The 16,957-nt window shown below is 30.1% G+C and carries 11 protein-coding genes; 1 reads left to right on the top strand and 10 read right to left on the bottom strand.

The genetic code is table 11. The features are described 5' to 3' along the window. Positions 1 to 441: 441 nt before the first annotated feature. From MHB40_RS17890 to MHB40_RS17910, 5 genes are all read right to left on the bottom strand, one after another. Positions 442 to 1,577 (bottom strand): IS3 family transposase gene (locus tag MHB40_RS17890; RefSeq protein ID WP_342532494.1). Its coding sequence is split into 2 segments (ribosomal slippage): positions 442 to 1,355 and positions 1,355 to 1,577, totalling 1,137 coding nucleotides; the frame shifts between segments, so codons are not numbered across the junction. Positions 1,578 to 1,612: 35 nt separating this feature from the next. Then, a complete protein-coding gene (locus tag MHB40_RS17895; RefSeq protein WP_342533112.1) occupies positions 1,613 to 3,592 on the bottom strand; it encodes a restriction endonuclease in 1,980 nt (659 codons plus the stop codon). Positions 3,593 to 3,897: 305 nt separating this feature from the next. Further along, a complete protein-coding gene (locus MHB40_RS17900; protein ID WP_342533113.1) occupies positions 3,898 to 4,833 on the bottom strand; it encodes a hypothetical protein in 936 nt (311 codons plus the stop codon). A gap of 323 nt (positions 4,834 to 5,156) precedes the next feature. Next, a complete protein-coding gene (locus MHB40_RS17905; RefSeq protein WP_342533114.1) occupies positions 5,157 to 6,887 on the bottom strand; it encodes an AAA family ATPase in 1,731 nt (576 codons plus the stop codon). Positions 6,888 to 7,077: 190 nt separating this feature from the next. Next, complete coding sequence (locus tag MHB40_RS17910; RefSeq protein ID WP_342533115.1) at positions 7,078 to 7,644, bottom strand: recombinase family protein; 567 nt, start codon at positions 7,642 to 7,644, stop codon at positions 7,078 to 7,080. A gap of 218 nt (positions 7,645 to 7,862) precedes the next feature. Here MHB40_RS17910 and MHB40_RS17915 point away from each other — a divergent pair, with 218 nt between their 5' ends. Further along, entirely contained in the window at positions 7,863 to 9,611 is a 1,749-nt protein-coding gene (locus MHB40_RS17915) for a DUF262 domain-containing HNH endonuclease family protein (protein WP_342533116.1), read from the top strand. A gap of 148 nt (positions 9,612 to 9,759) precedes the next feature. Here MHB40_RS17915 and MHB40_RS17920 read toward each other — a convergent pair whose 3' ends face one another. From MHB40_RS17920 to MHB40_RS17940, 5 genes are all read right to left on the bottom strand, one after another. Further along, the gene (locus MHB40_RS17920) at positions 9,760 to 10,167 is read right to left on the bottom strand and encodes a four helix bundle protein (RefSeq protein ID WP_342533117.1); all 408 of its coding nucleotides are present in this window, start codon (positions 10,165 to 10,167) and stop codon (positions 9,760 to 9,762) included. A gap of 195 nt (positions 10,168 to 10,362) precedes the next feature. Next, positions 10,363 to 11,559 (bottom strand): hypothetical protein, encoded by a 1,197-nt coding sequence (locus tag MHB40_RS17925; protein ID WP_342533118.1) that lies wholly within the window; start codon positions 11,557 to 11,559, stop codon positions 10,363 to 10,365. A 188-nt stretch (positions 11,560 to 11,747) separates the two neighbouring features. Beyond that, complete coding sequence (locus MHB40_RS17930; protein WP_342533119.1) at positions 11,748 to 13,022, bottom strand: Wadjet anti-phage system protein JetD domain-containing protein; 1,275 nt, start codon at positions 13,020 to 13,022, stop codon at positions 11,748 to 11,750. Beyond that, positions 12,985 to 16,335, bottom strand: coding sequence for an SbcC/MukB-like Walker B domain-containing protein (locus tag MHB40_RS17935; RefSeq protein ID WP_342533120.1), 3,351 nt, complete (start codon positions 16,333 to 16,335; stop codon positions 12,985 to 12,987). Before MHB40_RS17935 ends, MHB40_RS17930 begins: the two co-directional genes overlap by 38 nt. After that, positions 16,328 to 16,957: a DUF4194 domain-containing protein gene (locus MHB40_RS17940; RefSeq protein WP_339259334.1), complete on the bottom strand. Its 630-nt coding sequence runs from the start codon at positions 16,955 to 16,957 to the stop codon at positions 16,328 to 16,330. The genes MHB40_RS17935 and MHB40_RS17940 overlap by 8 nt, the downstream gene beginning before the upstream one ends.

The following is a 16,957-nucleotide window of genomic DNA, read 5'->3' on the forward strand; positions in this document are numbered from 1 at the left end:
TCGAATAAATCATCTACATAGACATCATCAATATCTAAATTATTATATCTACGAAGACATATATAATCATCATCAGATACATTTTCAAGTGCTTGTGAAATTTCATCGCATTTTTCATGGATTTCTCCCACTTCCTTTTCTACACTTGTATCAAATATCCTACCTAGCTCTCCAACTACTTCTGTCGAATAGTACGAGCCTTGGTCGTCTAAATTAAAAATTATATCACTAACTAAATTTATGGATCTAAGTCAAGATTCCGGACACATTAAAGTTAAGTTTTTGTTTTGTAGCAACCACCATTTATGGAGTGTTCCACATCCCGAGTAGCCAGTCAAAGTGAAAAGAGCCTTTGACAGACTACTCGGGATGTAGAGCGAGAAATCCATGGAGGTTGCGCATCAAAAATGTGAAGGGGAACATTTCTTGTATTCCAAAATGTTACGCCATAGCTCGGCACATATCTTCACATTCATCAGGCGTTAGAAAGCCTATAGCACCGTGAATTCGTTTGCGATTGTACCAACCTTCAATGTATTGAAATAGTGCCACTCTAGCTGTTTCATAATTTTCATAGCGTGTTCGATAGACTTCTTCTTTTTTCAATGTCGCATGAAAAGACTCGATACATGCGTTATCATACGGGCATCCTTTACGGCTGAACGACGGAATCATTTCGTGTTTTTTTAGTTTTTCTTGAAATGTTTCACTCGTATATTGCGTACCTAAATCGGTATGGATGATTAATCCTGAGGATGGATTTTGAGCTTGTACAGCGTAATCCAATGCTTCAACGACCAAATCTACGGTCATTTTTCGTCCGAATTTATACCCTACAATTTTCTTCGAATGTAAATCAAGAACCGACGCCAAGTAGCACCATCCATCTCGGATTGTATGGATATACGTAATATCAGCTACCCATTTTTCATTAATCGTCGTTGTATGGAAATCTTGTTCAAGTATATTTTCACGTTCTTCCACGGGCTTTTGTGTTGGCGTCGGACGGTACTTTTTTGTGATGTTTGAGCGAATACCAGCTTTTTTCATGAGTCGTTGTACGCGTTTAATACTAACTTTCACGCCTTCTTTGAGTAACTGTGCATGTATTTTCGGCGCACCGTATCGTCCATCACTTTCTTTGTGAATGGCACAAATACGTACTGTAATTTTTTTGTTTTCAACTTCGTACACGCTTGGTTTCTTGTGGAAAGACTGATAATACGTACTTTTGGGTACCTTTAAAACGCGACACATTAATTGAATAGGATAATGTTCGCTTTCGTTTTCAATATGGTCAATGAGTTCTTGTTCTGTTACTTTTTCGCGAATATGGTCATAGCCTTTTTTAAGATTTCAATCTCCTGCTTTAACCGAAGATTTTCTTTTTGAATCGAAGAAACTTCCGCTGCAGTTAATTCTTCTGCACCTTCGATTGGAGAATGTAACTTAATCCATTTATAAATAGTTACTTCAGAAACGCCATATTCGCTAGACAGTTGACTGACTGGTGTACCAGAGTGATAAAGCTCCACAACAGTTTGTTTAAATTCTTTATTAAATCTTTTTTGACTCATAAAAAAGACACGTCCTCTCTTGGTTATAATAATACTTACTTAACCAGGATGTGTCCATGACTCCATTCTACATTCATTCCCAACATCTTTTGCTTATCAATCTTATTAAAGATTTCTTTTAATTCGTCTTGATAAAAATCATACAATTTAATGAGATTGATAACTCTATCATAACTTCCTGTGTTATCAATCAACATTGTTAGTGTTCCCACAATATCTACCTCTAAAGTAAGAATATCTTTATATTTAATTAATAGGTCAACAAATTCTTCTGAATAATCAATACTATAATTATCGTAAGCCTTTATCAATACTTCTTTAGCTATTCCTGTCCTAAAATCTACAAATTTATCTAATTTACTAATAGCTTGAATTTTTCCATCTACATTTTGACAGTCTTCAAATTCATCTAATCTTTTAATTATTATATCTATATATTCTCTTTTTAAATCTTCAGGAATTAGAAGTTTTCCTTGAACATTTGAAAATGAGAATACATCAAACATCGGATGGAAATATTTTGTAGTATTCCATAAAGCAGTAATATCTATATTGTTAGTATTATATTGAACTAAAAAATCAACAATTGATGGATTAAAAAAAACAATTATTTCTTTACCCGAAAATAGACTTTTGTGTACTTGAACAAAGGACTTTTCCAACTCTTTTATTCCCTGTTTAAAGGCTATACTTTCAAATCGTCTACCAAGATATAGATTTAACGCATTAAAATTATTCTCCAGATTTGTTAAAAGCACCTCGTTGTCTCCCATAATCATTAATAACTTTAAAATCCATCTAGAATAATCATTTATTTGATTTTCAAATATATGTCTCCAAGTGCTGTAGGGATAATCTAATTCATTTATAAAAGAATTAATGTACTCCTTATTAGAAATGTTAGAATAGGTCAATTCGTTAGTCATTCTACTAATTAAACGTGGACTATAATTAGGGTGTGTTATTATCTTTTTATATGCTCTTTCTTTTACTAAAATTTGAATAAACCCCTCAGGTAAATCTGAAAAAAATAAGTGATTATAAAGAATTTTAGCTTTAACATTTATTGTATAATTTTCTACGTTTAAGATAACTTTATTAATATCTATTCTCTTATCATCTAATAATTCATAATTAATTCGTGCTTGATTTAATATATACTCTCGTGTGGTCATTATAAAAATTGTATTATCAGATTTCATTACTTTTGTAATAAAATTAACGATTCTTCTATCTTCATTTTTTGTTAATTTATCATTAAGGAAATTCCTCCCTAAAAAATCATCATAATAAAATACTTGTTTCATCTCAGGTTTAAATAATTGCTCTCCTTCATTAATATCATCTGATACCTCAATAAATTCATAGCCTTGCCCTGAATATTCCAGATATAACATATCTGCAAGTGTTGTTTTACCTACCCCTGGTCCTCCTGACAATACTATAACTCTATTCTTTTCTAAATGTTTTAATGCTAAATCAAAACTTTCATTCGGAACATATAAACTAATCTTTTCCTTTATTTGCTCTTCAGTAAATTTTGAACGATTTAAAACATCACTATGTAGAATAGTACTTAACACATTTGTACTAGATAGCCATAATTTATAATGTTTACGCTCAATGCTATGATGATTCTTTAAGATTGTTTGTAATTCATCTTTTCCATATATATATCCAGTGCTTTTAATAAATCCTTCAAATAAGTTTTTTATAGAAATCTTTTCATTTGGATTTAAAGGTGCCGAAGTCATTAAGATATATCTATCTGGTTTTAATTTTTTTACTTTTGCTACTTCTTTTTTCAATGTACTAAACAAACTACTATAATCTTTATATCTTTTACATTGGACTATTAAAACATCATCATCTGATGGAGCATATCTTAAATCAATTCCTCCATCTTTTCCTGTCTTAAAGTTTTCTAATTTGATACCTAATTCAATTTCTAATATATCCTTACAAAATAACTCAAACTCATCTGAAGAAAGAACTAAAAAATCATATTCACTCATTCTTTATCCACCTTTTAAAATCATATATCATGTATTATTTTAACATTTCCATAAAGTACAAAAGAACTTTATTACCCATCCCATAAAGGCTAAAAGTTGATACTATCTAAAGACGATGGAATTAGACCCGACGTTTGGAAATAAAAAACGAATGAAATTTTATCAATTTCATTCACTCTTTTTATTACCCTTTACCTTAAAAGATTCCTTAAATATTTTTGCCGTTCCTTGCTATAATTAATTCTTAAAACCTTGTCTCAACAACATTTTTTACATCAACATCATTGTGACTAAATTTATAGCTGTTATTTAATAGTTGCCTTAACTCGATTATCTAATAAAGAATACAGTTCTTCTTCTGTTTCCCAAACAAGATGACTATATTGTCTAGTATCAAAGTGTAAATCATCTAAGTGGTCTTTTCTGCAACACCAAATAACAGGTAATCCAAGTCCCATCGCATAACCGGCTTCAAAGTATACACCGCCACGATGCCCCGTAAAATCAGCAACAACAAACTTACTTTTCTTTATATTCGCTATAATCTCATCATCTATTTTATTATTGTGTTGCACTTTATCTATTCTAATTGGTTCATACCCATTATCTTTAATGGCTTGTTCAATAGCATTAGTATATGCAGTTTCAACTTCTTCGTTAAACCACATTGCTACAAAAACTTGTTTACTATCTACTTCCGAACTGTTGAGTTCATTTAAACGTTCCCAACCTTTTATAGTAATTTTAAAATTGTCAGGATACCCTTTGGAACCATAAATCATACCATTTTCAACCATATATGTAATCATACCTACTAGTTCATACTCATCTTCTGTTTCAACAAAAAATAAACTACTATCTTTTTCTTCAATGTAAACTGTATCCCCAGGATGTGCAATCAAATTAGAAAAATTCAATAATGTTCTATCAAATTTTTCAAAAATATTTTTAGGAAATGTTTTTAATAATTCATCTAAAACAACGATAGGTGTATTCCTATAATCTGTTGCTTCTTTCGGTTTATCTTTATATATCGCAATGGGCTCATAACCTTTTAAACTTCTTTCACGCAATATAGCTTTTAATTTACATCTTTTTTTGTTATTATCACCCAATTCATCATGAACAAATTCGGTTATAACATATCTACCACAAAGTTCACATTCAACAACGTCTACCCTACTTAAAGCATCCGTACTATGAACATTTGCTTTAGAATTACAAACTGGACAATTACTCATTAAAAATTCTCCTTTATATTTATATTTAATTCCATATATAGAACATTTATAAGGGCATTTTTCAAGACTTGAAATCAGAGTTGAGGCTAAGGATTTGGAGCTAAAAATATTGTCTAAGTCTCTAAAACAAGAAATATTGTACTAGGAACAAGACATTTGCATTCGTTCATGAATCCGTCATTTGAGGTATCCATATATGTATGCCCTTGTTAAATACCTCGTCTCGAACAATACACCTCCCCCATAGTTTTTAACAACACTCTGAAACTTCTTTAATGAGAGAGGTATTTATGCAATTGCCGTAACTATTCAGACCTTCCGCACTATCCTTGAGGAGAGCCTTCTTTTTCCTTCTCTTTTTGCCTTTTCGCTTCCTGTTCTTCTGAAACCTTTAGTTCAATCAATTCATTAAATAAATCATCGTAATCTGTTTCATTGAATATTTCTCTAAATCCTCCAATAATAACGGTTTCTTCATCACGATTTATAATATGTTTGAATAAGTCTTTTATTAATTTTCTCGCTTCGCCGAAACCATCTTCATCACTAGTTCCATGTAAAATTTGATATATTGTTTGAGTTTTTTTATCATTTTCTATATCTCCAATACCAATAGCATTCTCAAAATTAGATAATGACGTAAAGATTCTTGTTTCACTATTACTTTTTAGCTTAAATATGTTAATACAATTTGTTTTTTGAGCTTTTAACGTGGTAGATGCGTACCTTAAATGATTATCAGCATCATGCAAAACATCATATTTTGTTTTAAACTGATTAAGAATTTTCATTAATGTTCCAATTGTAGATTTACCTCTTGCACGAATTATGTGCACATTTTCATTCTCTACCTTTGCAAGGTGTTTAAAAGCAATATACTCAGTATCTCCCTCAACAATAACAATTTTATCCGCAAAGAAAAATTCATTAACATACGAATCCACGTAGTTTAAAATCTTCATATTCTTAATATCATCACTCTCAAATTGTTCACTATGAGATACAAATAGTTCAATGGCTTCTTGTTCACCAACTCGGAAAACTTGTATAGATGTATGATTCTCAGATAAATTTATTAATATAGGAGAATGTGTTGAAATCATGAGGGGCATCTTTTCTCCTATGCTATAAAGAGAACTACTAAGGGCTCGAACGGCTTCTGGATGTAAGAAAGCTTCTGGTTCATCAATTAATAATAGCTTCTCATCACTTTCTCCCATGAGTTTTTTTTCTATCATATTTTGAATGAGATATATTAAGCTCATTCGTTGCAAACCAGTGCCTTGATTAGCTAACGGCATTTCTGATTGCTTTTGACTATTAATGCAAACACTTGAATTTGTTGATTTTAAAATATCATTTGATGAAAACCCTGCACTTTCGCCACCAATAACTTTTAATGATAAATATTCGTTTGAAAATAAATTTTTTATATTGTCAGAAACATCACTGCTTATTTGTTCAAGGATTCCATCGGTATTTGATTTAAGTTTCTTTAAGAATTTCGGGTAAGATTCTCTGATTTTTGAATACTCATTTGCTAATTCTAACAAGTCTCTCTCTTCTTCAGTAGCATTTTCAATATCAAACCCTTCAATATTTCTCAAATCATTTTTTATTATTTCTGAATAAATTTCTTGAATTAAACCATTAATATCATCCGGCAGCATTGATGGGGTAATGTAAAAAGGCTTATTATTTAGGATTTCTTCTAGCTTATCTTTCAAAGCATGCGACCCTTTAATTTCAATACCACTTTCATCGTAAAAACTCGGTGCAGCTTCTTCTTTATATTTCTTCACAATTGTAAATTCTTCATCTGACTCAAAGGTAGCTATTAAAATTATTTCTTTATGCCTTTCAGAGAAACAATCGTTAGGAATAGTTTTTGGTTTAGTTTCCTTTTGAAAAAAACAGTTGATAGCTTCTAATATAGTTGATTTACCTGTATTATTTCTTCCTGTTAAAATTGCAATAGAGTCTTTCGAAAAATCCATGGTAAAGGTATCTTTAAAAACTTTATAATTTTTAACACTAAATTTTATTAATCTCACAAAATCAACCCCTTTTAGTATTATTTTACCATATATCCCAATTCACACATACTGAATCTTAATTATTAAAGCTGTAATTCAGTAGTTATTTCATTTCTTAGATAATATAATACTAGACAAATTAACTTCAAAAGATTAAATAAGATATAATTAATGAATTTCCAACTACATAAATACAACCACTCGTTTTTTAACCTTCATTAACAATTTTGTAAACAGTAGCTCTACCAATCCCATATTCCTTTGCAATATCTGTAGCACTTTCCCCCGCTTTGAACAATGCTCTTACATGTTTTTTTACCTTATCATCAATCGCTGGTCTTCCTCCTACTCTCCCACGCTTACGAGCAGCTTCTAACCCAGCTATTGTTCGTTGCTGGATAATATCACGCTCAAACTCCGCAAAAACAGCAAGCATTCCAAACATAGCTTTACCAGTAGGTGTTGAAGTATCGAATGAATCATGCACAGAAACAAAATCTACTTCTTTTTCTTTTAAATGGTCTGTAAGCTCATACAGCTCCTTTGTACTCCGCGCTAGGCGGTCTAACTTATACACCACAAACAAATCACCTTTTGTAGCTGCCTTCATTGCATTTATTAATTCAGTCCGTTCATTCTTACGACTTGAAATTTTCTCTACATATAGCACAAGCTCTAATTTCTTTTGCTCTGCATAATTTTGAATAGCTCGTTCCTGCATATCTAAGTTCTGTTCTTCGGTACTTACACGGCAATATCCAATAATTCTGCTCAATATCTACACCACTTTCTATTTTCTCATACGTTTTATATACTCTAGATAATAGACGAGTTTATAGACGAAAACAATAAAAAAAGAGAGCATAAACGTTAATTTACGCTCAGTCTTCAATTTGTCTACTAAACGAAGGTTAAATAGACTTATATAATTCGGAAATATTTTACCAAATTATGTTATAATGATATAAAAATATAGATTTGAGGGGGTTCCCAATGTTAACACCTAAATACCTAAGTTTTGATGAACTGCTCCAAAAAAGACTTTTTGAAATACCTAGTTATCAAAGAGCATATAGCTGGGACACTAAACAACGTAAAGATTTATTTAATGACATTGAAAAATTACATAATTCAAATGATACAACCGAAAGAAAAAGTCATTTTATGGCAACGGTAGTGTGCCATAATGATAATAGAAACGAAACATATGATACTGAACTATATAATGTTGTAAATATTGTAGACGGACAACAACGTATAACTACTTTAATAATTTTACTTAAGGCAATAGAAAAAAAGTTAGATGCTATAAATCAGGATAATAAGTATAATAGGTCTTTAAATTATATTCGGGATATATTGGTGAAAGATGATAATAAAAGGTTAGTATTAATCCAAACTAATCATTCAAGTTCCACTATTTTAAGAGAATACTTAATACAAGGTACCTATCCTCGAGAAATTAACACTCATGCTGCAAAAGCGTTGAATAGTGGTTTTAAAGACTGTGAATCATTTGTTGATGACTGGTGTGAGAAGTATGAAATTACAGATTTATTAATCCTAATACGAAACGACCTGTATTTTATACTACATATAATAGAAGATGAAGCAACAGTTTATACTGTGTTTGAAGTTCTAAATAGTAGAGGTTTGGCAGTAGATTGGTTAGATAAATGTAAGAGTATGTTAATGGGTATTGCTTTTGAACAATCTAATAATAATAGAATTATGCTTGAAGATAAACTGCATTGGTTACGTGAATATTGGACAAGAATATATGAAGAAATTGGCGTCTTAAATATTGATGGCAAAGATATAGTTACTTTTACTGCAACATTATACAATCCACATCAAAATAGCAAAATTATGAAAATAGATGCCGCTATGGAATACCTTAAATCAGTTTGTATTGAAGATGTTGAGAATGTTTTAGAAGTATCAAAATGGCTTTACGATGTAACACATCAATTAAAACTAATTGAACAAAATAATAAGAAAAAAGCCGTTAATAAAGTAATTCAAGCTCGTTTTCTTCAAGTTGCAATTAAACTTTCTAGCCATATCTCACCAGCCGAAGAAGATGAATTACTTAAAATTTGGGAACTAACTACTTTTAGAGTATTTGGTCTTTATAGGAAAGATAGTAGACATTTGGTTGGAGAATATGTTCGTTCAGGTCACTTTATAATGGGATTTGATACAACACCAAATCAATATGCAAATGCAAGATTTGTAAAAACTAAAGAAAAATTAATTGAAATAGCACACCAACATCCATTGAAGGATATAGGTAGAATTTTAAAAGAGGAAAAGTCATATGGTATATGGAACTCAGAATTGAGATATTTTCTTTATCATTATGAAAAAGAATTATCTAAAAATCAAAATTTTTATTTTTCGGAGAAAAATTGGGATATTATCTGGAGTAAAAATATAGATAATACTATAGAACATATTTACCCTCAACAAGACTCAGATAATTGGAAAGGTAAAGTAATAAAAAATAAGGATTATTACAGACATGTTTTAGGTAATCTAATTTTATTGCCATCAAGACTTAACTCTAAAGCTAGTAATTCTGATTTTAAAACAAAGGTTGAAATTTATAATTCATCTGATATAAATGCAGCTAAAGAAATTGGTCAGCTATATTCAGATTGGGATTATCAAAAAATTAATACTCGTACCGAACACCTTATAAATTTTGCTCAATCCTTTTGGAGTATTGATGGCAAATAATAAGGATTCCTTTATACAAAACATATATTAAAAAAGCTAGACAAAATATCTCTCAATGTTTTTACTTTAAATAAAAAATTGGCTTGGTTCAATTCCAGCAAACCAAGCCTATTTATAAATGAACAATTGTAAAAAAAGTAAATATCAATTAAGCGATTTCTTCACTTTTTAGTTTTTTCATCATTCCAATTAACATTCGCATAATTTCTTGCGTAAGCCCTTCAGCAATTTTAAATTGCTCAGAAGAGATATAAGAATTCTCTTTGGCCAACTCTAACCAATAAATTGTCTCTTGAGCACTACCAAGGCTATTATTTAGGAAAGATAATTCCTTCGCACTGTAAATTTGCCCATTTCCTTCTGTCAAATTAGCTCCTATACTTGTACAAGACCGTATAATTTGTGACTCCATCCTATATTTTTCTTCATTAGGGAATCGCTTCACAAGTTGATATACCATTTTGTTTAGGTCCATACACTTTTTATAGACTGTTAAACTTCTTGGATTTTTCACTTTTATTTCTTTTATGACTTTTATTTCTTTTATGACTTCCATTTTATTTTCCTCCATTTAATAGTAGATTCTAAGTATTATTCATCATCAGTTTGTTTCTAAACAAGCTCTAACTATATTTTATAATAAAATCAATATGTTGGGAGTCAAATTGTGTTCTACCCCTTCTAAAAACGGTTCTAGAAAGACTGACTCTCTCAAAATGGAAATATAGTAAAATAATAATTACAAATCCAACTATTTATAAAAATTTCTTTTCAGCGCCTCGATTTCATTTTGCATTTCTTTTATATTAAGAAACTGCTCCATTTTTACTTTTATACCAGTTGGAATATTATCAAAAACTAAATGATTATGTGTCATGACTCCAAGTGGAAGTAGATTATTGTACTCGAACCCCTCTTTATTCGCTATCTGTTTTAATTTATGTAAATAGCGTATTGGACAACAAAGGTGCTCATTCATTAATACTTCCTTATATAAAATATCAGAATAGTCATTAAGAATTTGGTCGAGTCTAAAGAAAGGTTTAACCTCATATCCAAAAGTCGACTTTTCAATCCTACCTCCAAAAACATCAGCCTTTTCTTTAACTTGCATTTTTTTAGGAAAAGCGTTTAAATCCTGCGAAGATATAAATTCGATAAAACGTTTTTTATTATATTCTTCCTCGGACAAAAAACTAAGGGAATTTTCCTCCATAAGGGAATTTAAATCATAGATGTTTTCGAAGCAATTCCAATTATATTCAGTAACTTTATAGAAACGTCTGTACAATTTACCAATAGAACTTTTTATATTAAGGTAAGGAGTCATTTTAACAATATTATCTATAGTTACTAGGGATTTATCTTTTGGAAGGCTAGTATATATTTTTTCCCCCAACGCCTCTTCTAGCTCAATTCTATTTATGCATTCCTCCAAGCCATCTTTTAAGTAGATAGCTGTAGTTTTCAAAGTATTTAGCAAATCCTTAGAAATCAACTCAGCTGCTACAGCCTTCTGGACATATGTGTAATCTACTTCTTTAATAAAAGCCAAACCTCTTTTATGACAATAAGTTTCAATTGAATAAACGGGCAGAACCCTATCATCATATAGACATTTCGTATCACCAACATATACTAGTTCATCTTCAATATCACTCAAAACGTTAAAGCTTTTGATAAACATCCACTCTTTCAGTTCACCCAACTCTATGAAACAATCTTCGTTTTCCGGCTGGTTCTCATCTAAAACCGAAGAATCTTCCTCATTCACTTCTTCTGATTCGAAACCAATATGAAAAACAGCTTCTTTTCTATCTTTTCCGATTACATCATATTGTTTGCCATCTACTCTAGTTGAAGAATCATTTCCCCATTCAGATAAAAAAGAATACATTCTATTTAAAAACTCATCTTTTGTCACTGGTCCTGGAAAATTCAATTTCACACCATATCACCCTATCTTATCTATTGATTTTGAAGAGACTACGCTCTAATACGTTTTTTAATGAGACTTCTATTCCTGGAAATATTCTTTCTATATCTACATTATTAGGCATTTCACAACGATATAATAAAAGAGTTGAATTTAAAAACTCAACTCTCTTAGCTACTTAGCTTCTATAAATTTATTATTTACTTTTCATCAAGAGATTTTTCAATATCGATGCTCTCTTGTTCAATTATTATCTTATTTAGTAGTAACAGCTCTATTAAATCTTTAAATTCCCTATAAGGCTCACTTTCTAATAAGCTCTCAATTTTTTTAAAATAGCTACTATCATTAACCTGCTTACCATACTCTATGTTTTCCAAATATGTTTTTTCATCCATTAAAAGAGGTTTGAATTCAACACCTATTTTATTTCTTAAATTGACTAGTATTGATAAACCTCCTAAATCAATGTCTCCCCAATGATAAAAAGGGATATTTAAATTATTCATCTGAACAAATTTAGAGAGCTTCTTTAAAATAGTAGTTCTTATTTGATTGTGAAAACCACCTAGATAAATCACCAACTCTTTTTTTCTACTATTCTTGAAGCAAGCCAGATAGTCATGGTAACTAGTTTTGTTTTCAATCGTTACGATTCTTTCAACTTCGATTGATACTATCTCACAGTGTCTAAAGAAAGATGGATACATACCAATCCCATTTTCATCAATCGAAAAATCTACCTCCTTTCCATCTTTACTCATAACACAATACCCACATATATCTATTGCTTTAGGATTTTCTATAATACCAAACTCTCCCAAGATGGTGCCTGTTGTAAGTCCATCATATTCAGGATATATCTCTTTTTTTACAACTGAAATTATTTTACTTTCTAAAGCTTCCCATCTTTTGGAGTCATTATATAATAGAATACTCCATTGTCTTTTACTTATTTCTTTATCTTTTGGTGTTATTAGCTCAGATAATCCTTTTAAAAGGTCTAAGCTTAATGAGATATTATCTAAATCAATCATTGTATTAGGTGTTTCAAATCTCTCTAACTTTTCGATATTAGCATCAATGAAAGTATATAATGTTTCCATCGCTGTCTTTCTGAAGTCTAATAATACTTGCCGCATCACCTTACATTTTTCTATTTTAGGAACTCTCCCCAAAACACTGTATATTTCATTTAAAATGGCTTCATTTAAATAAACTTTTTCAAGATATTCGTCCTCATAATATTTTTCCCATTGTAATTTTATGAATTGCTTTTTTTCTAAATCTACAAGTTCAAAATTAATCTCATTTTTAAATATGCTATTACTTACATGAGTATAATTCTTAAAAAATTTTTTAACATCAATAATAGTGCCACGCTTATTTGCTTGTTCTGTTCCATATCCTTGCTTTTTTTCGTACTTATCAATTAACTCATTTAATAGTAACTTCTGCGTCTTGGAAAGGTTCATGATAATCTTCCTCTACTTCAAATTCTAGTAATTCATTAATAGCTACAGGTACTGCAAAACTATGATAATTTTCTTTCATAACTATTACTGAATTCTCAAAGTGTGGTGCTAACAGAGCTACTTTACCTGTAGGAGCAACTATAATTGTTTGGAATCCGCAATCTTTAATGAACTGAATAGCCTCATCTACACGATTAGCATCCATCCTATTAAACGCTTCATCAAAAATCACTAATCTAAAAGAATCATCTTTTCTCCCCATATGATACGTATGGTAAAATGACGCCAAAATTGATACATAGAATGGTACTTGTGTTTCTCCTCCTGATTTTTCAAGGGCTACTTTAGAATATCGAGTTATTTTCCCACTATTATCAGTCACTTCTAATTCAAAGCTTAAGTAAGTCCTATAATCCAGTAAATCTAGATTCTTTTCACTGTTTTCTCCACTTATCTTCTCAAATAAGTCTTCAACAATATGTCCATATTCATCATCAAATGTGCCACTGAATATCGAATAGCCACTTTCTAAATTAGAATCTGTCAGCATTTTATAATAGTCAATATAGTTTTCATTTGGGGAGACTCTGAAATGATATCTATCTGTTCCAAATTTAAGCCCTCTTAAAATATTATTTAATTCTTTAAAATCACTTTTAGCCTTTTCAATTTGGTCTTTTAACCGGGCTATAAAATCTTCTCTAAAAGATTGTTGTGCCTTTAATCGTGCTTCCTCAGCTTTCTCCTTATACTTTGTAATTTCAGACTCTTCCAATATTCTTAACATTTCATTGTATTCATAATTACTCTCATTCTTAACATCAGCAAAAAATCTAAAATCCTTATTATAATTTACTCTAACCTCAATTAAATTTGTCCTCTCTTCCAACTTATTTTTTTCTAATTTATTTATACTATTTTTACATTTAGTTAAAATTAACAATGGGTTTTTCTCTTCTTTAACCCATCTCTCACATGCAATTGCTAATATAGATTCGTTTTGTTTTAAACAAAATTCATTGAATACTTTTTCTTTATCTTCTAATTCATTTAAATTTGTTTTTATCATTGATTTCATACCAGCAATTGCAGTTTCATTATCCCAAATCTTTTTATTAATACTCTCAGACATTGTGGCAATTTCATTTAATCTAACCTTATTATTTTTTATTTGTTTTTCTAACTCCTCTATTTCCGAAGTATCTAAACTAAATAATTCTTTATTTAGCCTTTCACACTCTCCTTCTAAACTTATTAGTTCAGCTTCCTCTACCCAACTATTCTTCCACTGGATTAATCTATCGTGTTTTGATGAAGTATAGCCCAAAACATTTTGAATAAGTTTAAGCTTATTAGTTACAGAATTCATAGAAGCTTCTACTTCAATAAGCTCGATTTGTTTTTTTGCTAACATTGCTTGTATTGCATTTTTACCTATATAAAATTGTTCAATCCTATTTTTAGGGATTTGTCGTGCCGTGTATCCCTGATAAACCATACAAGTTCTGGTTATCGCTCTACTATAATTCCTTAATTCATTGACATTCTCACATTTAATCAAAGAGCCTAATAAATAATCAATATAAGCAATTACATAATCCTTAGTGATGTCTACAACAATCTCTTCTGCCAAGCTATTTATTTTTCGTCCATTTATATTTTTTAGTACTTTATCCGTATCCACTAAGCCAACACTTTCAAGATTATACTTATATTTATTTTTTTCATATATATTTAAAGCTTGATTAAAGTAACTAGGTGGAACTAAGATATTAAACTTCTGTGTGTGTAAATAACCTTCAATAGCATTTCTCCACTCTGGCCTTCTAACATCTATTACTTCACACAATAAGTCCACAGATATATCATGCCCCATTGAATTAAACTCATTTTTTAATAATTTTTTCAATACCATTTGCGATGAACTTGAAGATAAAATTTGATTACGATTCAGCTCTGAGATGGTTAATTCAATTTTTTTCTTCTTTGTTTGTAAATTCTCGATTTCAGAATTCCATTCAATTTGTTTTTGTAAAATAAATCGATAACCGATTTCCCAATGTTTATTAAATTCAGACATTTCGCTTGACCACGTAATATACTCAGAACTATTAACTACATTTTCAAACAGTGATTTTTGTCTAGATAACTCCATCACTACTTGCTTATCTATTTCAACATATTTTAATATTTTTATCATTTCTTCAAGTTCAATCAATTCGTTTTTCAATTTATGCTTTATATTTTTATTGTTCCTTTTAAACTCTTCTACTTTCGCAATGAGATTTTCAATTTGTTCATTTAAAAAGGTTTGCTTTAATTTAATATCATGCTTATTTAGTTCGTTACTAAGTAGAGTATTTCTATTGTCCAACTTTTCTCGTTCAGCTAGTAAATCGTCCTTAACCTTATTATTATCAATTAATAATTGCTCTTCATCTAATAGCTGCTGTTTTAATTTACTTATTTCTTCCGCTAATATTTCGAGTTCAGCTTTATTTTGCATATAATTCGTAATTAATATCTCATTATTAATATGTTCTATCTCATCGAATTTATTTTTTATTTTTTTTAACTGGTCAATTTGTTCCTCTGCTATTTTAATACTATCAACTAATTCATTTGTCTGTTCTACATAATCTTGCATTAAAGAAATATCTATTTCGTGAGCATCTAGTATATAATCATATGCAAATTTTCGTAAATTGGTTATAGGAGAAAATGAAATACCTTTAGAAAGAAGAGTGAAAAAAGTATCCTTAACGCCTCCTAGCAAGTGTCGTATATCATTTCTATACTTTTCTATCGTCTGATATTTTTCAAAATCATATCCTTGATTCTTTAAATAGAACATAAATTGTTCTCTTGTTCTTGGAAGATTTGGTTCAATAAAAAATAAACTATCGTCTAGCTGCTGCCCGTCTATCTTAAAAAAACTATGGCTTTCTATATTACTTTTATAATGATAATCAAAAACTACCCCTAATATGTAATACTGAGGTGAATTTGATTTTTTATTAGTCACTTCAATTTCTATAGCTAGATACGAAGTAAAATCTTCATTTCTTAAATAATCTCCTTCTTCTGCATAAGAACCACTTCCAATTTTCCCTCTTAAATATGATAATAATGTTCTTTCTGTCTTCTGTTCATGGGCAGAAGAGTTAAACTTTATTTCTTTTAAATGCCCGATTAATATCACTTGCATTGCATCGATAACTGTTGATTTGCCAGAGGCATTATCTCCAGTTAGAATCGTACTTTTTCCTTTAAAGTCTATAATTTGATTATCAAAATAATGCCATCTAATCATTTTCAATCTCGAAACTATTCTCATCTACATCATCCTCTCCTTTTCCGTTCATATCATCTATCCATTTCTCCATTTCAAAGAGTGATTTTGTTGTTATTACTTCAGTAATGGAATCAAATATTACTATTACGGCATTTTCTTCACCCCACTCACCACTAACCAAATCAATTAATGAATGTCGTTGAAATCTTTTCAGCACCCTTTTAACCTCGTCTCTAGCCGGTAAGCGGTTATTGATTTGCAGTGCCATATATTGTTCTCTGATTTCTAAATTCGTAATATGTACTCCATTCGTAAGCTTTAATTCTCTAGATTTCTCATAAAATAATTTACATACAATAAAAAGCATAATACTTTCTGATAACGATAGTTGTACTCGATTTTTTCCTGTTTTATTTTTCAGGGATATTACCCGGCTATTCGAACAATTTAATATCCATCCGGCAACTAAAAAATACCCTTTAAAAATTTCAAGATGTCGTTCGCAAAATCTATAATATGGTTTATCTTCATCCTTTTTAGCAACCAATATTGAATGCGCCAATAATCTATTAGCACAATCTTCAAACATTGATTTTTCCTTCTCAGTCAAATTCGAATATTCTTCTACCCATTCCACCAT

This window comes from Lysinibacillus sp. FSL K6-0057 (genome assembly GCF_038630885.1).
Lineage (GTDB): Bacteria > Bacillota > Bacilli > Bacillales_A > Planococcaceae > Lysinibacillus > Lysinibacillus fusiformis_F.

Bases quoted from the DNA above. Each gene is read 5' to 3' on its own strand.
- MHB40_RS17895 (WP_342533112.1), bottom strand. From the start codon at position 3,592: ATGAGTGAATATGATTTTTTAGTTCTTTCTTCAGATGAGTTTGAGTTA.
- MHB40_RS17900 (WP_342533113.1), bottom strand. From the start codon at position 4,833: ATGAGTAATTGTCCAGTTTGTAATTCTAAAGCAAATGTTCATAGTACG.
- MHB40_RS17915 (WP_342533116.1), top strand. From the start codon at position 7,863: ATGTTAACACCTAAATACCTAAGTTTTGATGAACTGCTCCAAAAAAGA.
- MHB40_RS17920 (WP_342533117.1), bottom strand. From the start codon at position 10,167: ATGGAAGTCATAAAAGAAATAAAAGTCATAAAAGAAATAAAAGTGAAA.
- MHB40_RS17930 (WP_342533119.1), bottom strand. From the start codon at position 13,022: ATGAACCTTTCCAAGACGCAGAAGTTACTATTAAATGAGTTAATTGAT.
- MHB40_RS17935 (WP_342533120.1), bottom strand. From the start codon at position 16,335: ATGATTAGATGGCATTATTTTGATAATCAAATTATAGACTTTAAAGGA.
- MHB40_RS17940 (WP_339259334.1), bottom strand. From the start codon at position 16,957: ATGGTGGAATGGGTAGAAGAATATTCGAATTTGACTGAGAAGGAAAAA.